Genomic DNA, 19,183 nt, shown 5'->3' on the forward strand with positions numbered 1-19,183 from the left:
CCGCCGACGCCCCTGCCGGGGTGTGCAACGCGGGCGAAAACGCGTGATATCCTCGGAAAGTTGAGTTCTTCGGAGCGAGACGCTCGCGCGAGTGGCGGAATGGTAGACGCGCTGGCTTCAGGTGCCAGTGTCCGTATGGACGTGGGGGTTCAAGTCCCCCCTCGCGCACAGCGAGACATTCATGAAAGAGTCGGTCAGAGTCTGACCGGCTCTTTCTGTTTCCCCGCGAACGCTTATCGAACGGTCTGCCGCATGAGCCCCTGGATGCACACCGTCGGACTCGTCCTCGTCCGCATCGTCCTCCCCGGCGCCCTGGCTCTGACCGCGTTGCTGCTCCTCTGGTACGGCATCGGCGTTCTGGACGAGACGCCCGGGTTCGCCTGGGTGATGATCGCGACGGGGGGAGCAGGGTTCCTTCTCTCCCTCTTCCTCCTCTGGCGACTCAACGATGCCCGCGGTCGCGAGGATTTCCGGTGGTACGTCGTGCCGGAGGACGGGGCGGAGGAGTCCGTCCCGCCGGAGCCGATCTCGGCCGAGGAGAGGGAGCGCCTCACCCTCGAGCTGGACGAGGTGAACCGTCGGTGGCGGGAGGCGCTGGAGGCCGGTTTCCTCTCCGGTGGCTCGCTCGCCGCCCACGAGATCCGCGCGGAACTCGAGGAGCGCGCGACGGCTCTGCGCCGTCGACTCGAGGTGCCTTCCCCTCCCGGGCAGTGACGAAAGTCCTCATCCTGTAGCGACGAAAGGTGGCCTGGAGTTCCATCCGGGGCCGCCCTACTCTCAGCCGTATCCCAGTTCGGAGGGGTGGGGGGACTGGGCACGGACAGGGGAGTGTTCATGCAGTTCTCTCTGCATACGAATTCGGCGCGTGAAGAGAAGAAGGACCGGAGAACGCGACGGCGGCTGCTGTCGCCGCGGCGTCCGTGGGCGGTGGCGACCATGCTCGCCCTCGTGCTCGGATCGCTCGTCGCGCCCGTGCTCCCCGCGACGGCGGCCCCGGGTGACCCGGCTCAGCTATACCTCGGCGTGTCGTATGAAGGACCCGTCGTCGGGTCGGACAAGGATCTGACCGCCCCCACCGAGTGCCCGGCGAACTCCGTCCTCACGGCCGTGCGGACGGAGAACCGCACCGCGGACGCGCCAGGCTCCTCGGCGAACTCGATCCTCACGCGCTTCAGCCTCCAGTGCGCGTCGATCACCGTGAGCAATGCGGGGGTCATCACCTCCACGGTGAACCCCACGTGGATCGAGGGGCCGGTCTACGACCAGGGTCGCGGGAACGTGCAGACGGCGACGTGTCCGGCGAACACCTTCGTGCATCGCATCACCGGCACCACCTTCGTCGGCGACAACGGCGCGCGGTGGCCCTCGTCCGTGCAGATCACGTGCCGTCCGATGACTTTCACCACCGCGGGGGAGCTGCGGATCGACCTCGCGGCCTCCGCCACCGTCCTCACCGCCGGGCAGAACTTCAACACGAACGGCGGCCTCAACACGCCGACCCCCCGATGCGGCCCCGCCGGGACGACCGGGACGAGCGACATCGTCGTGCGCGGCTACCGCGCGCAGAGCGGTGGCGAGGGCATCGACGGGTTCAACCCTTCCTGTACGACCATCCCCGACGACTTCGGCGATGCGCCGGCCAGTTACGGCTCGGCCTCCCAGGAGCTGAATGCGGCGACGTATCTCGGGTGGTCGGCCGATGCCGAGACGGCGATGCAGTACAGCGCGAACGCGACGGGCGACAACGTCGTCGGCGGCACGGCCCCGAACCAGACCATCAACGACGAGACGGGGCTGGCGTCGTTCGGGCCGATCATGGCGAGCGTGACGAACACCTATTCGGTGTCGGTGCTGGCGTCGAACAAGGTGCCGGGTGTGCCGGCGACCCTGGTCGGCTGGATCGATTTCAACCGCAACGGCGTGTTCGATGCGAACGAGGGCGCCACCGCGACGGTCCCCGCGGGCACGGCGGACGGCTCGTCCGTGACGCTGAACTGGTCCGGCATCGCCTCGCAGACGGTGGGCGGGCAGACGTTCGCCCGATTCCGCATCCAGAGCGGGACGGGGTTGACGACGGCGACGCCGACGGGGACGGGCGGTCCGGGTGAGGTGGAGGACTACGCCGTCACGATCACGGCTCCGGCGCCCTCTCTGGCGTTGACGAAGACGGTCACGCCGACCACCGCCAGCGCGGCGGGGGACACGGTGACCTATTCGTTCGCGGTCACGAACACCGGCAACGTCGCCGTCTCGGGGCTCGGCATCCGCGAGTCCGCGTTCAGCGGTACGGGGACGCTCGGGGCGGTGAACTGTGCGGCGACGACGCTCGCCGTGGGGCAGAACACCACCTGTACGGCGGCGTACACGCTGACCCAGGCGGACATCGACGCGGGCACGGTGACGAATACCGCGCTCGCCACCGGAACCTCCGAGGCCAACACCGGCGTGGAGAGCAACCCGAGCACCGCGACGGTCACGACGACCCGTACCCCGGCGCTCACGGTCGTGAAGTCGGCGACCCCGTCCGGACCGGACGACTTCACGGTCGGACAGGTGATCGACTACTCGTTCATCGTCACCAACACGGGCAACGTGACCGTCTCGAACATCGCGGTGAACGAGACGGCGTTCACGGGCTCCGGGACGCTCTCGGCGGCCGTATGCCCGACGGCACCGCTCGCCCCGGGCGCGCAGGCGACCTGTACCGCGAGCTACACCCTGACCCAGGCCGACGTGAACGGGGGATCGGTCAGCAACACGGCGACCGCCACCGGTGTGCCTCCCGGGTCGCTGACGCCTCCGGTGTCTCCGCCGTCGACCGTGCGCGTGCCGGTGGACCCGGCTCCGGCGATCTCGCTGGAGAAGCGCTCCGAGACGACCGCGATCACCGGCGCCGGGCAGACCATCGACTACTCCTTCCTCGTCACGAACACCGGGAACGTGACCCTGACGAACGTCGGCATCGACGAGGAGTCCTTCTCCGGCACCGGAGCCCTCGACGTGACCTGCCCCGCCGGCGCCGGATCCCTCGTTCCGGGAGCGCAGGTGACCTGCACCGCGAGCTACACCGTGACGGCCGCGGACTACAACACCTCGGCGCTCACGAACACGGCCACCGCGACGGGAACGCCGCCGACGGGCGCGGCACCCGTGTCGTCGCCGTCCACGGTCGAGATCCCCGTCACCGCCGCCCCGGCGCTCACGGTGGCGAAGTCGGCGGACCGCACGGAGATCACCGCGGCCGGACAGACGATCACCTACTCGTTCCTCATCACCAACACGGGGAACGTGACCATCGACGACGTCGGGGTGACGGAGACGTCGTTCACCGGCACCGGTACCGCTCCGGTCGTCACCTGCCCCGCGGCGGCCGCCTCCCTGGCCCCCGGCGCCCAGGTGACGTGTACCGCGCCCTACGTGGTGACGCAGGCGGACATCGACGCGGGCGGGGTGACCAACACCGCGACCGTGACGGGGGAGCCGCCCACGGGGGAGCCGCCGGTGTCACCGCCCTCGACCGTGGTGGTCCCCGCGGACGAGACGCCCGCGATCACCCTCGTCAAGACGGCCGATCCGACGTCGATCACCGCCGCCGGGGCGACCGTCGACTACGCCTTCCTCGTGACGAACACGGGCAATGTGACCCTCACCGACATCACCGTGACCGAGACCGCGTTCTCCGGCACGGGCACGGCGCCGGAGATCACCTGCCCCGCCGCCGCGGCGACACTCGCTCCGGGCGCCCAGGTGACCTGTACCGCGTCCTACGAGGCGTCGCAGGCGGACGTCGACGCGGGTCAGGTGACCAACACCGCCACCGCGACGGGCACGCCGCCCCGCGACCTCGAACCGCCGGTGTCGGCGCCCTCCACGGCGATCGTCACGGTGCCCGGCGCGCCCGCCCTCACGGTCGCGAAGACGGCCGACCGGACGGAGATCACCGCCGCGGGGGACGTCATCACCTACTCGTTCCTCGTGACGAACACGGGCAACGTGACCATCGCGGACGTGACCGTCGACGAGGTGTCGTTCTCGGGTACCGGTGCGACTCCCGTCGTCACCTGCCCCGCAGCGGCCGCGTCCCTCGAACCCGGAGCTCAGGTGACGTGCACGGCGACCTACGAGGTGACGCAGGCCGACATCGATGCAGGCGGCGTGACGAACACCGCCACCGTGACGGGCGACCCGCCCGGAACCCTCGAGCCGCCGGTGTCGCCGCCGTCGGAGGTCGAGGTGCCGTCGATCCAGACGCCCGGCATCACGGTCGTGAAGTCGGCCGATCCCTCCACCGCCGCCGGCTACACGGTGGGGACGGAGATCACCTACACCTTCGTGGTGACGAACACGGGCAACGTGACCCTCACCGACGTGACGGTGGACGAGACGGCGTTCACGGGCTCGGGCGAGGTGTCGGCGATCACGTGTCCCGCGGGGGCCGCATCGCTCGCGCCGGGGGTGCAGGTCGAGTGCACCGCCACGTACACGCTGACGCAGGCCGACATCGACGCCGGGCAGTTGTCGAACACGGCGACGGCGACGGGCACACCGCCTTCCGGGACGCCACCGGTGTCGCCGCCGACGACGGTGGAGATCCCCGGCGACCCGGCCCCGGCACTGACCGTGGCGAAGACCGCTGACCGGACGGAGATCACGGCAGCGGGGCAGACGATCACCTACTCCTTCCTCGTGACGAACACCGGGAACGTCACGGTGCGCGACGTCACGGTGGAGGAGGGCACCTTCACCGGTACGGGTCCTGCTCCGGTGGTGACCTGTCCCGCGGGTGCCGCCACGATGGTTCCCGGCGCGCAGGTCACGTGCACCGCCGAGTACGTCGTCACCCAGGCCGACATCGACGCGGGTGGGGTGACCAACACCGCCACGGTGACGGGCACGCCGCCGTCGGGGGAGCCGCCGGTGTCGCCGCCGTCCGAGGTCGAGGTGCCGTCGGAGCCGTCGCCGGCGCTGACGGTGTCGAAGACGGCGGACCGGACCGAGATCACGGCCGCGGGCCAGACGATCACCTACACGTTCGTCGTCGCGAACACCGGCAACGTCACTCTGACGGACATCGAGGTGACGGAGGCCTCCTTCACCGGTACGGGGACCCCGCCGGTGGTCGAGTGCCCGCCTGCGGTGTCCTCGCTCGCACCGGGGCTCGACGTCACCTGCACCGCGGAGTACGTCGTCACCCAGGCCGACATCGACGCGGGCGGAGTGACCAACACGGCGACCGCCACGGGCACGCCGCCGTCGGGGGAGCCGCCGGTGTCGCCGCCGTCCGAGGTCGAGGTGCCGTCGGAGCCGTCGCCGGGCCTGTCGGTGGTGAAGTCGTCCGACCGCACCACGATCACCGCGGCCGGTCAGACGATCACCTACTCCTTCCTGGTCACCAACACGGGCAATGTGACGATCGCGGACGTGACGGTGGACGAGACGGGCTTCACCGGCACCGGCACGGCTCCGGTCGTGACGTGCCCGGCGGGCGCCGCGTCCCTCGCGCCGGGAGCCCAGGTCACCTGCACCGCGCCGTACGTGGTGACGCAGGCCGACCTCGACGGCGGCGGGGTGACGAACACCGCGACCGTGACCGGCACGCCGCCCTCGGGCGAGCCCCCGGTGTCGCCGCCGTCGACCGTCCTGGTCCCCGGTGACCCGGCTCCCGCGCTGACCGTGGCGAAGACGGCCGACCGCACCGAGATCACCGCGGCGGGCCAGACGATCACGTACTCGTTCCTCCTCACGAACACGGGCAACGTCACGCTGACGGATGTCGGGGTGGACGAGGTCTCGTTCACCGGCACCGGCACCGCGCCGGTGGTGACCTGTCCCGCGGGGGCGGAGTCCCTCGCTCCGGGAGCGGAGGTGACGTGTACCGCGCCGTACGTCGTGACGCAGGCCGACATCGATGCGGGTGGCGTCACCAACACCGCTACCGGCACGGGGACACCGCCGTCGGGGCAGCCGCCGGTCTCGCCGCCCTCGACGGTCGAGGTGCCCTCGGACGGGTCGCCGGCCCTCACGGTGGCGAAGACCGCGGACCTCACGAGGATCAGCGCCGCAGGGCAGACGATCACGTACTCGTTCCTCATCACCAACACGGGCAACGTCACGATGACGGATGTCGGCGTGGACGAGGTGTCGTTCTCGGGGACGGGAACCGCGCCGGTGATCACGTGTCCGGCCGCGGCGGCCTCGCTGGCCCCCGGTGCGTCCGTGACCTGCACGGCACCGTACGTGGTCACGCAGGCGGATGTGGATGCCGGGCGACTCACGAACACGGCCGTCGCGACGGGAGAGCCGCCGACCAGCGAGCCGCCGCTGACGCCTCCGTCGACGGTCGAGCTGCCCGGTGACCGGAACCCGGCGATCGCCGTGGTGAAGTCGGCCAGCCCCGACACGGCAGCGGCCTACGTCGTGGGCCAGGACATCACCTACTCCTTCGTCGTGACCAACACCGGCAACGTCACGCTGACCGATGTCGCGATCACCGAGGGCGACTTCTCCGGGACGGGTCCGCTGTCGGCGATCGACTGCCCGGCCGGGACCGCGTCGATGGCCCCCGGGGCCCAGCTCATCTGCACGGCGACGTACGTGCTGACGCAGGAGGACATCGACGCCGGCCAGGTGACGAACTCCGCGACCGCGACCGGTGTGCCGCCCGGGGACCTGCAGCCCCCGGTGTCGCCGCCGTCCGAGGCGCGCGTCCCCGCGCTGCCGACCCCGGGCCTCAGCATCGTGAAGTCCGCGACCCCGGCCGTGATGACCACCGTGGGGGAGACGCTGGAGTACTCCTTCGTCGTGACCAACACGGGCAACGTGACGCTGAGCGACGTGGCGGTCGAGGAGACCGAGTTCTCCGGAGAGGGCGACCTCTCGGCCATCTCCTGCCCCGATGAGGCCGCGCGCATCATCCCCGGGCAGACCGTGACCTGCACGGCGACGTACACGACGACGCAGGCGGACGTCGACTCCGGCCGGCTGACCAACACGGCCACGGCCACCGGCACACCGCCATCGGGCACGCCGCCGGTGTCGCCGCCGTCGACCGTCGAGGTGCCCTTCGACGGGACGAACGAGCTTGCGATCGAGAAGCGCGCGACGACCGTGGACGTGAACGGCAACGGGATCGTCGACCTCGGCGACCGGGTGGAGTGGACGATCGTCGTCAGCAACATAGGGGCGCAGACGGTCTCCGACATCGTCGTGTCCGATCCGACCGCGGGCCCGGTGACCTGCCCGGCGACCAGCCTCGCCTCCGGGGAGCGGATGACGTGCATCGTGCCGCCGCACACCATCGATGCCGCCGACGTGCGTCGCGGTGAGGTGCGCAACGTCGCAACCGTGAGCGGGAACACGCCGGGCGGGCCGATCGATCCGCCGACCTCGCAGACGGTCACCCGCGTGGTGCCGACGCCGCCGACCGGGCTCGCGGTCACGGGTGGGACGCTCGCCGCCGGCGGCCTGCTGCTGGGCGGAGTGATGGTCCTCGCCGGCCTGGGTCTCGGCCTGACGCGGTTACGACGCCGAGAGGAAGAGCAGGAACAGCGCTGACCGAGTGTCGTCCGTGGCGGGTGCGTCCACCCGCCACGGGCGATCCCGGTCGAAGGAGGAGCCCATGATGTCCACACGCCACCGCAGCACTTCGCGCCTCGCGGCACCGATCCTGATCCTCGGTCTCCTGCTCAGCGGTTGCTCCCCCGCCGCCGAGGAGCCGGCCCCGACGCGCACGGCCGCGGAGGGGGCGCCGCAGATCCCCGGTGAGGACGAGGGGGTCGTCGGAGCGACGAGCGTGCCGGAGGACGTGCCGGACGCCCCAGAGGTGCGCGCCGGGACCCAGATCACGACCTGCACCACGGAGGACGACGGCGGGACGGCGGAAGGCGTGGTCGGCAATCCCACGGACGCGGACGCGACCTACGTCGTGACCGTGTTCTTCACCACCGATGCGGCCACGGTCGTCGGGTCCGGTCAAGCGACGGTGGAGGTCCCCGCCGGCGAGGAGGCCGACTGGTCCCTCACCGCGGACTTCGTGCCGCCGAGCGACCTCCGCTGCGCGCTGCGCGGAGCGGGCGCCGCGTCCTGACCCGATCCCGGTCGCGGGGCCGCTACGACACGGGCACGTAGCGCGCGAGCGGCTCGAAGGGCGGCTGCGAGGAGAGGTCCGCGACAGCGGCCGCGCCGACAGCGCAGGCCGTCTGCAGGGCCGCTCGCGGGGAGAGTCCGCTCTGCAGGGCGAGCACGAGCGCGGCGCAGAAGGCGTCCCCCGCGCCCACGGTGTTGACGGCGCGGGTGGGCACGCCGTCCGCCCGGGCGATCTCCTCGCCGCCGCGGAACAGGGCCGCGCCCGCGGCGCCGTAGGTCACGGCGACGAGTGCGGCATCCGCCAGCTCCGGCATCAGCTCGCGCTCGGTCTCGTTCACGATGAACAGATCCACCCGCTCGAGCAGCGCGTCAGGGAGGGGCTGTGCGGGGGCGGCGTTGACCGCGACGAACCCTTCGGCGCGGGCGACCACGTTCTCGACGACGGACAGCGCGATCTCCAGCTGCAGCAGAACGGCCTCGTCCGGCGCGAAGGCGACGCCCTCGGGGGAGACGAGCTCGTTCGCGCCGGGACACACCGCGATCTGGTTCTCGGCCTCGGCGTCCACGACGATCAGCGCGGTCCCGGTGGGTGCGGCGACCTGGCGGAGATCGGTGGTGTCGACGCCGGCCCTCGCGAGCTCCTCGCGCATCCAGGCGCCGTCGGCGTCCGCCCCCACCGCGCCCACCATGCGGACCCGCCCTCCCAGCTTCGCGGCGGCGACGGCCTGGTTGGCGCCCTTGCCGCCGAGGTCGCGGGAGAGTCGGCCCCCGGCGACCGTCTCCCCGGCGGTCGGGAGCCGGTCGACGAAGGCGGTGAGGTCGACGTTCGCGCTTCCGACGACGACGAGGGCGGGGGCGAGGACGGCGTCCGGCTTGACGTTCATGAGAAAGAGTGTAAACGTTTACGCACACCCGATTGCAAAGGAGCACCCCATGCCCGTCCCCGTCCTCCTCGACTGCGACCCCGGCCACGACGACGTCTTCGCCATCTGGCTGGCGGCCGGGAACGAGCAGATCGACCTCCGCGGCGTCACCACCGTCGGCGGCAACGGCTACCTGGAGCACACCACGAGGAATGCCCAGATCGCCCTCACGGTCGCGGGCGTGACCGGCGTGCCGGTCGCGGCGGGGGCCGACAAGCCGCTTCGCCGTGAGCTCACGCCGGGGGCCTGGATCCACGGCGACAACGCCCTCGGCGGACCCGTCCTCCCTGAGCCCACGGTCCCGCTCGACCCGCGGCACGCCGTCGACTTCCTCGCGGACACCCTGAACGCGTCCGCGGAGCCGATCACGGTGATCCCCACGGGGCCCCTGACGAACATCGCCCTGCTCCTCCAGCAGCACCCGGAGGCCGCCCGCAAGATCAAGGAGATCATCTGGATGGGCGGATCGACCGGGCGCGGCAACGTCGGCGCCTATCCCGAGTTCAACGCCTGGGCCGACCCCGAGGCGGCTGCGGTCGTGTTCGCGTCCGGTCTGCCGCTCACCATGGTCGGACTCAACATCTCCCATCAGGCCCTCATCACCGAGGAGGTCGTGCAGCGGATCGCGGCGGTCGGCAACCGCACGGCGGCGTTCGGTGTCGAGCTGCTGCGCTTCTTCTCCGCGTCGTACGACCGGGCCGAGGGGATGCCGGAGGGGCCGCTGCACGACCCGATCACCGTCGCCATCGCGATCGATCGCGCCGTCGCCACCGTGCAGCGCTGCCACGTCGACATCGAGACGGCGGGCGAGTTCACGGCCGGTGCGACCTGCGTCGACCTCCACGACATGCTGGGCAAGGAGCCCAACGCCGACATCGCGCTGACCCTGGACGGGCCGGCCTTCTGGAATCTGGTGACGGATGCCGTCGCAGCGCTGGCCTGACGATCACGCGCCCGGCGGGGGAGACGTCGACTCCGCCACGCGCAGAGTCGGCGTCACGCGCCGCAGGGCGTATGGCGTCTCCGGATCGTCCATCCGCCGCACGAGCGCTTCCACCGCTTCCGCGGCGAGCTCGTCGAACGGCTGGACCACGGTCGTGAGCCGCGGCTCGCACACGTCCGCCAGCATGGTGCCGTCGAACCCTGTGATGAGGATGTCGACCGGGACGCGCAGGCCTGCGCGCTTCAACGCGGCGATCGCGCCCGCGGCGACCAGGTCGTCCCCCGCGACGATCGCATCGGGAAGCGGACCGCGGGCCCGCAGCCGCGCGACGGCGGACTCTCCGAAGGAGAGAAGGTACTCGCCGAACACGTTCTCCTCCACCGGCAGCGACCGCGCACGGACGATCGACTCGAACGCGGCGCGGCGCTCGCGGCCGACCGACGTCACGTCGTTGCCCGACACGAGGACGATGCGAGAGGCGCCGCGGGAGGCCAGATGGTCGACGGCGAGCCCGATGCCATGATCGTTGTCCACCCCGACGAAGTCGGCATCGAGGTCCAGCACCCGCCGGTCGACCTGGACCAGCGGGAGCCGCTGGGCGGTGTCGGCGACGGCGTCGAAGGACAGCTCCGCGTCGGACGGAACGACGAAGACCCCCTCGACACGGCGCTCGACGAGCATGCGCAGGCGGGCGCGCTCGCGGTCGACATCGCCGTGCGAGTCCGCGATGACGAGATCGAACCCGCGACGCTGCAGGTGGTCCTCGAGCCGGTGGACGAGTTCGCCGTAGAACGGGTTGCTGATCACCGGGACGACGACGCCGATGGTGGCGCCCGTGCCCTCGCGCAGGCCGCGGCCGATGAGGTTGACCCGGTAGCCGAGCTGCTCGGCCACCCGCGCCACATGCTCCGCGGTGGCTCCGGACACGCGCTCCTTGCCGTTCAGCGCGCGGGAGACCGTGGCGATCGACACCCCGGCCGCGGCTGCCACATCGTGCAGCGTCACCGACGGCTTCCTCATCCGCACCTCGACTCCCGACGGGCACCGACATCGGCGCCTCGACTCCCAAGATAAGCCGCGCGTAAAGGATTACGCATTCCGGCGCCCCCGCACCGACACGAAGAAGTGAGTACGACATGCACACCACCGCCCTCCGACCCCGAACGGCCGTCGCGCCCCTGATGGTCGCCCTCCTCGCGGCCTGCCTTGCGTTCCAGCTCAACGCGAGCATGCTCAGCCCGGCGCTGGTCACGATGGAGCGCGAGCTCGACGCGACGGCCTCCGAGATCGCCGCCACCCAGACGGTGTTCTTCACCGCCGCCGCCCTGTTCACGCTCTTCCTCCCGCGGCTGGGCGACCTCATCGGACGGCGCCGGGTGCTCGTCGGCATGCTCGTGGTGATGGCGGTCGGCTGCGTGGTCGCGGCGCTCGCGACCAACGTCCCGATGCTCTTCGTCGGCCGCCTCATCCAGGGTGTCTCCGGTCCCGTCGTCCCGCTGTGTCTGATCATGCTGCGCGCGGCCGTCGCCGACCCGAAGGTGTACGGCACCCTGCTCGGCGTCGTGACAGCCGTCAACGGCGGGATCGCCGGCGGCGACGCGCTGCTCGGCGGCTACCTCGCCACGAACCACGGTTTCGCCTCGATCTTCTGGACCATGGCCGGCGTCGCCGTGGTCGCGGCACTCGTCGTGCGCTTTCTCGCCCCGGAGACGATGGCGGAGGACCGCCCGCGCATGGACTGGTGGGGGTCGTTGCTCCTGGTCGTCTCCGTCGGATCGATGCTCATCGCCCTGAACGAGCTCGGGAAGCTCGCCGAGGCGGACGTGCTCCTGGTGGTCGTCCTGGCCGTCGTCTCCGTGGTGTCCTTCCTCGCGTTCTGGAAGCTCGAGGGTGCGCTGCGGGACCCGCTCGTCTCGCCCGCCCAGTTGAAGCAGCGTGCCACCTGGGCGCTTTCCGCGACGTCGTTGCTGACCCTGTCCGGGATCTTCGCGGTGATGAACGGCGTGGTCCCTGCACTGGCGCAGGACACCGCGATGGGACTCGCGATGAGCGCGGAGGAGGTGTCGTTCTGGATCCTGATGCCGTACGCGCTGGCGGGCCTGCTGATGGGACCCCTCACCGGACGGCTCGCCGCGACGGTGGGCTACCGGGCGATGCTGCGGATCGGGCTGGTCGGCACGATCGTGGTGCTCGTGCTGATGGTCGCGAACGTCGGGACCTCGTCGCGGATCACCCTGCTGCTCCTCTCAGTCGCCGCCGGCATCACCTACGCCGGCATCGGCAACATCATGTTGAACGGCCTGGGGGTCGTGCTGTCGCCCGCGGAGAAGCCGGGCTCCCTTCCCGGGCTGAACACCGGTGCGATCAACCTCGGGGCCGGGCTGAGCTTCGTCGTGATCTACGCGGCCCAGACGTCGTTCGGCGGCAGCGGGGACGCGGCGGGTGGCTACGTCGCCGCGCTCCTCACCGGTGCCGTCGTGCTCGCCGGCGCGCTGACGTTCTCCCTCTTCATCCCGAAGCCCGTCCACGCCGAGCTGACCCGCTGAGGCGTCTCAGCTGAAGAGGATGAGGACGTAGACGGCGAAGGTCGCCAGGTGCGCCGCGCCGTGCATCGCGGTGACCCGCTTCGCTGCGAACGTCGTCACCGAGAGCAGCAGCGTCACGGCGAGCATGAGGAGGTTCGCCGGCGACTCGGCGAGCACCACCTCCTGGCCGGTGAGCATGCCGATCAGGAGGACCGCCGGGATGGTCAGGCCGACCGTCGAGACGAGCGCGCCATGGCAGAGGTTGTTCACCCGCTGCGCCTCTCCGTTCAGGGCGGCGCGGATCGAGGTGATCGACTCGGGGAGGAACACGATGCCCGCGATCAGCAGTCCCGCCAGGGCGACCGGAGCGCCGAGCCGGCCGAGACCGTCGTCGAGCAGGGCCGCCATGTCGTGCGAGAGCAGCACGATCGGGACGACCGTGACGACGAGGAGCACGAGGCGGGTCAGCACCTCGACGCGGTGGGCCGCGAGCACCTCCCGGACGGGGGTCCGGGGTTCTTCCCTCTCCGCCGCACGGACCGGTCGCAGCCGCTCGTCCACCTCGGTGAAGTCATCGGCCTGCGCACCCATCTGCCGGAACAGGAAGAACGCGTAGAGGGCGAGGGTGAGCACGATGATCGGGATCTCCTGGCCGATCGTGTACGCACCGTTGTCGCCGATGAGGCCGGGGAGCCCGAATGCCAGAGCGACGAGGATCACGAGCATCGACAGGTACGCGGACGTGCCGGTGCGGTTGTGTGCCATCCCCCGATGGCGGAGGCCACCGAGGAGGAGGGCCAGACCGATCACGAGGTTGAGGATGATCATCGACACGGCCATGACCGAGTCGCGCGCGATCGTGGCGTGCTCGCCCGGTCCGAGCATGACCGCCGAGATGAGGATCACCTCGATGAGCACGATCGACAGCGTCAGCACCAGAGAGCCGTAGGGGTCGCCCAGTCGGTGGGCGAGGGCCTCGGCCTGCTTCACGACCCCGAAGGCGCACACGAGGATGACGGCGACGATCGCGAGGAGGGCCACCACCAGGAGCGGCCCGGGCACGGGCGGCGCGAGCAGCGGGTGCAGGGCGAGCAGGGCGGCGAACGCCCCCCACCCCAGCGCCACGCGCAGCACATCGGTGCGGGTGATGAACGACCGGATCATGACGGACTCCTTCATGAGTCAGTCGTCGTGTGCGGGTACTGCTCCCTCGTCCGCTGCTCCGGGTGCCGGAGACACCTCCAGGATACCCGCGCTCCCGGAACAGCGGCTGAGCAGAGCCGGACTCAGCCCTGCGGGGCGTCGTTCCAGGACCAGATGTCGTCGCCGCGCAGCACCGCGTCGGCCCCGCCGTCACAGTAGATCGTCTGCCCCGCCATGTGGGTGTTGGCCGGACTGGTCAGCCAGACGAGCAGCTCGGCGATGGAGGACGCCGGCTGGTGGTAGTTCAGCGGCATCGGCACGGCGGCATCCACCATGGCCAGGCCCTCGGGCGAGTCGAGCAGGCCGGCCGTCATCGCCGTGGTGACGGTACCGGGGGCGACGGCGTTCAGCGGGATGCCCGCTCCCGCCCACGCCGGGGTGACGCTCTCGCGACGGACCCAGCGCGACAGGGCGCGCTTGCTGGACGAGTAGTTGAGGAACCCGGCCTCGGGCGTCGCGGCCAGGCGGTCGCCGATCTCGATCGCGCGCGCCTCGTCGCCGGCGAGGGCGGCGTCGACGAGCTCGGGCGACACCGGCTGCAGCGAGGCCATCGACGACACCACGGCGGCGCGGGGTGCGTCGGCCAGGCTCAGCGTGGGCTGGAGCGCGGTCAGGAACTCGGTCACGCCGAAGAAGTTGATGGACACCGTCTTCGAGATCGGAGCCGAGATGCCGGCGCAGGCGATGACGGCGTCGATCCCGTCGTCGGCCGCCTCCACCGCGGCGCTCGCCGCGGCCAGCCGGCCCTCGTGGGTGGACAGATCCCCGTCGACCTCGGTGCCGGCGAGGTCGACGCCGATCACGGTGTGGCCTTGGGCGCGGAGCAGCTCGGTGGTGGCGGCGCCGATGCCGGATGCGGATCCGGTGACGACATAGGTGCGGGTCATGAGGTTTCCTCCTTGATGGACACGACCGGCGGCGTGCCGGACAGTGCGGTGACGAAGCGGCCGAGCTGGCGGCGGAATCCGTCGATCTCGTCCGGTGACCAGCCTGCGAGCGCATCGTCGACCATCCGATGGCCGGCCTCGACCAGGCGCGCATAGGCCGTCCGGCCCGCGTCCGTCAGGCGCACCTCGACCGTGCGTCCCGAGCGCACGGGGTCGACGACGCCCTGCGTCGCCATGCGGGCGACGAGCTTCGACGTGGTCGGCCGCGACAGTGTCGCGTGCGCGGCCAGGTCGCCGAAGCCCATCGCACCGCCGTTCATCCCGAGCAGGTAGAGCGCGCGGATGGCGGACGGATCGAGGGCGACGTCGACGGCTTCGGCGACCTGACGTTGCAGGTCGCTCTCACTCCATTCCGACACCACCCGGACGAGGGCCAGGTGGATGCCGGCGACGTCTTCGCCGGTGGTCATGTGTCCAGGGTACGCCTCAAAGTTGCCTCAGGCAACAGTTGTGATGTACCCCGCGCTCGCCGTGTCCTCCACGAGCGCGAAGAAGTGGCGACCGCCCGCGCGCCGCGCGCGTCGCCACCGGCGCTGCTGCCCGTCGGCGTAGTCGAGCACGATCCACGCGGGCGCAGGCGTGCCCTGCGGGCCGAGCACGAACGAGCACGCCCCGAGGCCGGGGGAGGCGAGCTCGGCGACGAAGCGGTCGTCACCGGGCGCGAACGGCGCCGTGTCATGGAGCTCGGCCGGCTGCAGGCGGAGGACGGTGTCGGCGTGTTCCTGGGTCTCCGTGCGGAGCCGGCGCCTCATGCGGCACCGCCCTGGCGCGCCGCCCACTCCCGGGTGTCCCGAAGGCCCTGGGCATCGAGGTAGGCGCGGATCACGTCCGCGGTGAGGCGGATCTGCGCCTCCGTGCCCATCGCCGCCTGCATGACGCCGATCGCGGGCGCCGGCTTGCCGTCCACCCGCTCGAGCGCCTCCCAGACGATGTCCTCGCGGCCACCGCGGCCGAGGGCGTGCGGCATCGAGGTGAACTCCGTCCTGCGCTGATCAGTGGGTCGTGTCTCTGGCATGCGTGTTCCTCTCTCGGGGCGGATGGGCAGGCTCGCGCCGAGGGACGGGGGTCCCTCGCGAGGCGCACGTCGGACGGCGGGGTGGTCTCCCCGGGGTCGGTGCGCGTGGTGCGGTGGCGCGCGCTCCGCCGGCGGCCCGGTGAGGGGCGTGCGGAGCGGTCGGCCTGGCCGGTTGCTGTCCTTCGACGGTACCACGTTATTTTGAGTCATTCAAAAGAAGTGGCGAATCGTCCGCACGCCGGATGGGGTCCTGAGCGATTGCCGCGTGCGTTTTTCTCCCGTTCAGCGGCAAATTTGACTTCCCTGTGCTTCCGGGTATGGTCGGGGGTTACGCCAGCCAGTCACAAAGGGGAAGCGCCATGTCAGGAAAGTCCACACCGGGTCGCGCAGGGAAGAAGGCGCCGCAGCTCTCACTCAAGGAGAAGCGGGCGGCGAAGCGCGCGAAGAACGCCCCGGACGAGTTCCTCAAGCCTCGCAAGGGCGCGAAGAGCTGAGGACTCCGGCCCGGTGGGGGTGGCGATGCTCCGCCGCGCCCACCGGGGCTACCGGGGCGACGGCGACCTGTCAACGGGCCTTGTCCTCAGCGCGGATCCGACGCACTCTGGAGTCCCCGCTACGAGAGGAGCGCGTCATGTCGAATCCGGAAGCCTTCATGTACCCGGACGAGCCGTTGCTGTCGGAGGAGGCCCTGCGGCTCGCGGAGGAGGACGACGTCGAATCCGACGAGCAGCCTTCCCGCGAGGGCGTCGCGGCGCACCTCGCCGAACGGGGCGGCGACGACCCCGACGCCCTGCAGGACGTGCCCGCCGGTGGCGCCGGTGCGGACGCCGGGGCCGGAAACGCGGCCCGCGTCGACCCGTCGTCGAAGAACCCGCCGGAGCCCGCCTACGAGTCGACCCACAGCAAGGAGCCGGGCGTCGGTCCGCGGCACGAGGGCGACTGAGCCGGCGCTCAGCGGAAGAGGCGGGTGATCCCGCTCTCCACCTGCGCGAGCTGGATGAAGACGAGGCCGCGCCAGAGCGGACGCAGAGGTGCCCGCAGTGCCCGTCGCACCGGACCGCGGGGCCTGGTCTCCCACGTCATCGTCGCGCGGAGCTGCGTCCCTCCCGCGGCCGGTTCGAGTGCCATCGTGAGGACGCGCGGATTCGCATGGGGCGCGTCGGGGTACTCGAAGCGCCAGGTGAGCGCCCCGTCCTTTTCGTCCCGGATCACGCAGAGGCGATGGAATTCGGGCTTGCGGCGCAGGGGTCGTCCGTCCGGCGCTGTGGTCGGGGCGAACGCCTCCCAGGGGCCGTCACTCCCGGCGGGGAGGACGCCGGCGACGCTCTGCTCCCACTCCGGGAGCCGTTCAGGATCGGCGAGCACCGCCCGGACCTCGGCGTGGGCGGCCGGCACGAACATCGAGCGGGACCCGGTGATCCCCCCGGCGGTCGGCTTTCGGCCCGGCTGAGGGGAGCGCGCGGTGCCTTCGACCTCGTCGAGCTGGGCCGTGAGGTCGTCTTCCGTCACGGCCAGCCGGCCGAGGATGGCGGCGATCAGGCCGCTGGGTTCCGCGAGCAGGGCGCGAAGTACGGCGGCGGAGTCCCCGCGGCGACCTCCTTGGGATGCGGCTCGGAGCACCGCGAGGGCACGCTCGGTCCAGTCGTAGCCGTCGGTCTCGTGGAAGACGATGCGACCCGGACCCACCGCCGGGGCATCGATCCCCATGGCGAGGAGCTGCCCCGCGTGCTGCGCCTCGACGGCCGCCCGGGCGGTATCGAGGCGGATCCCGGCCCTCCGGAGCACCTGCCCGCCGGTGTCCGCATCGAGCGTGAGAGCGAGCAGCAGATGATCGATGTCCGCGTCGTGCACGCCGAGGCGCGACGCCTCCTCCATCGCCGCGAGCGACAGCGTGTGCATGGTGGCAGCCGCCTGCGTGAACCGGCTCATGCGTTCCTCCGCGGCACCGGGATGCTCGGATCGATGCGGCGGCTGTGCTTCTTGTGCACGGCCTGCCGCGTGACGCCGAGGGCATCCGCGATGGTCTGCCAGCTCATTCCGGCGCGGAGCGCGGCCTCCACCTGACGCAGCTCGAGGGCGTCGGCGAGGCTCCGCAGCGAGGCCACGGCGCGCAGCCCGGCACGCGGATCGGTCGTGTCCGCCGCGGTGCGGGCGATGTCGAGGGACTCCATGCTGTCAACCTACGTTGCTTGCCGAAGCCCTGTCAACCCGGGTTGCTCCGGGGCCCCTCGACGGGCCCGTCAGGCGCCGGAGGGGTGCAGCACGACCTTGATGCAGCCGTCCTTCTTCTCCTGGAACGTCCGGTACAGCTCCGGGGCGTCCTCCAGCGCCGCGTGATGCGTCGTCAGATCCATCACGCCGAGCGGGTCGGATGGGTCCTCGACGAGGGGAAGGATGTCGTCGATCCAGTTCTTCACGTTGCACTGCCCCATCCGCAGGCTGATCTGCTTGTCGAACAGGGTCTTCATCGGCAGGATGTCGGCGTCGCCCGCGTACACGCCGCTCAGCGAGACCGTGCCGCCTCGGCGGACGGCGTCGATCGAGGCGTACACCGCCGCGAGCCGGTCGACACCGGCCTTGTCGAGCATCTGCCGCGCTGCGGGATCGGGCAGCAGGCCCACCGCTTTCTGCAGGAACTCCACTCCGCTGTTGCCGTGCGCTTCCAGCCCCACCGCATCCACCACGGCGTCGGCGCCACGGCCTTCCGTGGCATCGCGGATCTCCTCCACGGCCGTGTCGGTGAGATCGAGCGTTTCGATGCCGTGCCGCTCGGCCATCGCGCGCCGCTCCGCCACCGGTTCGACCGCGATGACGCGGTGGCCGCGGTGGCGGGCGATCCGGCTGACGAACTGTCCGACGGGTCCGAGGCCCATCACCGCGAGGGTGCCGCCTTCGGGGAGCTGCGCGTACTCCACGCCCTGCCACGCCGTCGGCAGGATGTCGCTGAGGAAGAGGTAGCGCTCATCGGGCAGGTCCGGCGCCACCGGGATGTGGTTGTAGTCCGCCAGCGGCACGCGGAGGTACTCCGCCTGCCCGCCGGGGACCTGGCCGTAGAGCTTGGTGTAGCCGAAGAGCGCCGCGCCGCTGCCGTACTTGCGCACCTGGGTCGTCTCGCACTGCGATTGCAGCCCGCGGAGGCAGAAGAAGCACACGCCGCAGGCGATGGTGAAGGGGATCACCACGCGATCGCCCGGCTTCAGCTTCGTGACGTTCGCACCGACCTCCACCACGACGCCCATCGGCTCGTGTCCGAGGATGTCTCCACGGTCGAGGAACGGCCCCAGGAGCTCGTAGAGGTGCAGATCGGAGCCGCAGATGGCCGACGAGGTGATCCGGATGATGGCGTCCGCCGGCTGCTGGATCACCGGGTCGGCGACCTCCTCCACCGTCACGTTCCGCTTGCCCTGCCAGGTGAGTGCCTTCATCATGTCCTCCACGTCTCGATGTCCGTCGTCCCTCCACGCTCTCGGGAGAGCGGATGCGTGGCCACCCGGTTGACAGGTCGTGGCCGACGTGCGATCCCCGGGAATCAGTGGAAGGGG

General features: G+C 71.1%; 17 protein-coding genes and 1 tRNA gene. 8 read left to right on the forward strand and 10 right to left on the reverse strand.

What is annotated here, in order from left to right; translation table 11 throughout:
• The first annotated feature begins 85 nt into the window (after positions 1–85).
• The 4 genes from AB0300_RS08065 (at position 86) to AB0300_RS08080 (ending at position 8,086) form a co-directional block, all read left to right on the forward strand.
• Positions 86–168: transfer RNA gene (locus tag AB0300_RS08065), tRNA-Leu, on the forward strand.
• Between the two features lie 84 nt (positions 169–252).
• Positions 253–714, forward strand: coding sequence for a hypothetical protein (locus tag AB0300_RS08070; protein ID WP_366215807.1), 462 nt, complete (start codon positions 253–255; stop codon positions 712–714).
• 120 nt (positions 715–834) lie between these two features.
• Positions 835–7,554, forward strand: coding sequence for a GEVED domain-containing protein (locus AB0300_RS08075; RefSeq protein ID WP_366215808.1), 6,720 nt, complete (start codon positions 835–837; stop codon positions 7,552–7,554).
• A gap of 64 nt (positions 7,555–7,618) precedes the next feature.
• Positions 7,619–8,086: a hypothetical protein gene (locus AB0300_RS08080; RefSeq protein ID WP_025105166.1), complete on the forward strand. Its 468-nt coding sequence runs from the start codon at positions 7,619–7,621 to the stop codon at positions 8,084–8,086.
• A gap of 22 nt (positions 8,087–8,108) precedes the next feature.
• Here the strand turns inward: AB0300_RS08080 and AB0300_RS08085 are convergent, their stop codons facing one another.
• Positions 8,109–8,969, reverse strand: a complete 861-nt coding sequence (locus AB0300_RS08085; protein ID WP_062766038.1) for a ribokinase — start codon at positions 8,967–8,969, stop codon at positions 8,109–8,111.
• Positions 8,970–9,018: 49 nt separating this feature from the next.
• Here AB0300_RS08085 and AB0300_RS08090 point away from each other — a divergent pair, with 49 nt between their 5' ends.
• A complete protein-coding gene (locus AB0300_RS08090) occupies positions 9,019–9,951 on the forward strand; it encodes a nucleoside hydrolase (protein ID WP_366215809.1) in 933 nt (310 codons plus the stop codon).
• A 3-nt stretch (positions 9,952–9,954) separates the two neighbouring features.
• On the opposite strand, the gene AB0300_RS08095 is transcribed toward AB0300_RS08090, so the two are convergent.
• Positions 9,955–10,956, reverse strand: a complete 1,002-nt coding sequence (locus AB0300_RS08095; protein ID WP_366215810.1) for a LacI family DNA-binding transcriptional regulator — start codon at positions 10,954–10,956, stop codon at positions 9,955–9,957.
• Positions 10,957–11,087: 131 nt separating this feature from the next.
• Between AB0300_RS08095 and AB0300_RS08100 the strand changes: the two genes are divergently transcribed.
• Positions 11,088–12,497 (forward strand): MFS transporter, encoded by a 1,410-nt coding sequence (locus tag AB0300_RS08100; protein ID WP_315104474.1) that lies wholly within the window; start codon positions 11,088–11,090, stop codon positions 12,495–12,497.
• 6 nt (positions 12,498–12,503) lie between these two features.
• Here AB0300_RS08100 and AB0300_RS08105 read toward each other — a convergent pair whose 3' ends face one another.
• From AB0300_RS08105 to AB0300_RS08125, 5 genes are all read right to left on the reverse strand, one after another.
• Complete coding sequence (locus AB0300_RS08105) at positions 12,504–13,640, reverse strand: calcium:proton antiporter (protein WP_366215811.1); 1,137 nt, start codon at positions 13,638–13,640, stop codon at positions 12,504–12,506.
• 122 nt (positions 13,641–13,762) lie between these two features.
• Positions 13,763–14,566, reverse strand: a complete 804-nt coding sequence (locus AB0300_RS08110) for an SDR family oxidoreductase (RefSeq protein ID WP_366215812.1) — start codon at positions 14,564–14,566, stop codon at positions 13,763–13,765.
• Complete coding sequence (locus AB0300_RS08115) at positions 14,563–15,036, reverse strand: MarR family transcriptional regulator (RefSeq protein ID WP_062637668.1); 474 nt, start codon at positions 15,034–15,036, stop codon at positions 14,563–14,565. Before AB0300_RS08115 ends, AB0300_RS08110 begins: the two co-directional genes overlap by 4 nt.
• A gap of 27 nt (positions 15,037–15,063) precedes the next feature.
• Positions 15,064–15,378, reverse strand: a complete 315-nt coding sequence (locus tag AB0300_RS08120; RefSeq protein ID WP_062766051.1) for a hypothetical protein — start codon at positions 15,376–15,378, stop codon at positions 15,064–15,066.
• Complete coding sequence (locus tag AB0300_RS08125; RefSeq protein ID WP_366215813.1) at positions 15,375–15,641, reverse strand: hypothetical protein; 267 nt, start codon at positions 15,639–15,641, stop codon at positions 15,375–15,377. The genes AB0300_RS08120 and AB0300_RS08125 overlap by 4 nt, the downstream gene beginning before the upstream one ends.
• A 359-nt stretch (positions 15,642–16,000) precedes the next feature.
• Between AB0300_RS08125 and AB0300_RS08130 the strand changes: the two genes are divergently transcribed.
• Both AB0300_RS08130 and AB0300_RS08135 read left to right on the forward strand, forming a co-directional pair.
• Entirely contained in the window at positions 16,001–16,135 is a 135-nt protein-coding gene (locus AB0300_RS08130) for a hypothetical protein (protein WP_255218720.1), read from the forward strand.
• Positions 16,136–16,272: 137 nt separating this feature from the next.
• On the forward strand, positions 16,273–16,584 hold the full coding sequence (locus tag AB0300_RS08135; protein ID WP_366215814.1) for a hypothetical protein: 312 nt from the start codon (positions 16,273–16,275) through the stop codon (positions 16,582–16,584).
• Positions 16,585–16,592: 8 nt separating this feature from the next.
• On the opposite strand, the gene AB0300_RS08140 is transcribed toward AB0300_RS08135, so the two are convergent.
• From AB0300_RS08140 to AB0300_RS08150, 3 genes are all read right to left on the reverse strand, one after another.
• Positions 16,593–17,570, reverse strand: a complete 978-nt coding sequence (locus AB0300_RS08140; RefSeq protein WP_366215815.1) for an SRPBCC family protein — start codon at positions 17,568–17,570, stop codon at positions 16,593–16,595.
• Entirely contained in the window at positions 17,567–17,812 is a 246-nt protein-coding gene (locus AB0300_RS08145) for a hypothetical protein (RefSeq protein WP_025105178.1), read from the reverse strand. Before AB0300_RS08145 ends, AB0300_RS08140 begins: the two co-directional genes overlap by 4 nt.
• A 69-nt stretch (positions 17,813–17,881) precedes the next feature.
• A complete protein-coding gene (locus tag AB0300_RS08150; protein WP_025105179.1) occupies positions 17,882–19,066 on the reverse strand; it encodes a zinc-dependent alcohol dehydrogenase in 1,185 nt (394 codons plus the stop codon).
• Between the last annotated feature and the right edge of the window lie 117 nt (positions 19,067–19,183).

Source organism: Microbacterium sp. NPDC078814, from assembly GCF_040702645.1.
Classification (GTDB): Bacteria; Actinomycetota; Actinomycetes; order Actinomycetales; family Microbacteriaceae; genus Microbacterium.

Excerpts from the sequence above, each read along its gene's own strand:
- AB0300_RS08070 (WP_366215807.1), top strand. The coding sequence starts at position 253 with ATGAGCCCCTGGATGCACACCGTCGGACTCGTCCTCGTCCGCATCGTC.
- AB0300_RS08075 (WP_366215808.1), top strand. The coding sequence starts at position 835 with ATGCAGTTCTCTCTGCATACGAATTCGGCGCGTGAAGAGAAGAAGGAC.
- AB0300_RS08080 (WP_025105166.1), top strand. The coding sequence starts at position 7,619 with ATGATGTCCACACGCCACCGCAGCACTTCGCGCCTCGCGGCACCGATC.
- AB0300_RS08085 (WP_062766038.1), bottom strand. The coding sequence starts at position 8,969 with ATGAACGTCAAGCCGGACGCCGTCCTCGCCCCCGCCCTCGTCGTCGTC.
- AB0300_RS08090 (WP_366215809.1), top strand. The coding sequence starts at position 9,019 with ATGCCCGTCCCCGTCCTCCTCGACTGCGACCCCGGCCACGACGACGTC.
- AB0300_RS08100 (WP_315104474.1), top strand. The coding sequence starts at position 11,088 with ATGCACACCACCGCCCTCCGACCCCGAACGGCCGTCGCGCCCCTGATG.
- AB0300_RS08105 (WP_366215811.1), bottom strand. The coding sequence starts at position 13,640 with ATGATCCGGTCGTTCATCACCCGCACCGATGTGCTGCGCGTGGCGCTG.
- AB0300_RS08110 (WP_366215812.1), bottom strand. The coding sequence starts at position 14,566 with ATGACCCGCACCTATGTCGTCACCGGATCCGCATCCGGCATCGGCGCC.
- AB0300_RS08115 (WP_062637668.1), bottom strand. The coding sequence starts at position 15,036 with ATGACCACCGGCGAAGACGTCGCCGGCATCCACCTGGCCCTCGTCCGG.
- AB0300_RS08120 (WP_062766051.1), bottom strand. The coding sequence starts at position 15,378 with ATGAGGCGCCGGCTCCGCACGGAGACCCAGGAACACGCCGACACCGTC.
- AB0300_RS08125 (WP_366215813.1), bottom strand. The coding sequence starts at position 15,641 with ATGCCAGAGACACGACCCACTGATCAGCGCAGGACGGAGTTCACCTCG.
- AB0300_RS08130 (WP_255218720.1), top strand. The coding sequence starts at position 16,001 with ATGTCAGGAAAGTCCACACCGGGTCGCGCAGGGAAGAAGGCGCCGCAG.
- AB0300_RS08135 (WP_366215814.1), top strand. The coding sequence starts at position 16,273 with ATGTCGAATCCGGAAGCCTTCATGTACCCGGACGAGCCGTTGCTGTCG.
- AB0300_RS08140 (WP_366215815.1), bottom strand. The coding sequence starts at position 17,570 with ATGAGCCGGTTCACGCAGGCGGCTGCCACCATGCACACGCTGTCGCTC.
- AB0300_RS08145 (WP_025105178.1), bottom strand. The coding sequence starts at position 17,812 with ATGGAGTCCCTCGACATCGCCCGCACCGCGGCGGACACGACCGATCCG.
- AB0300_RS08150 (WP_025105179.1), bottom strand. The coding sequence starts at position 19,066 with ATGAAGGCACTCACCTGGCAGGGCAAGCGGAACGTGACGGTGGAGGAG.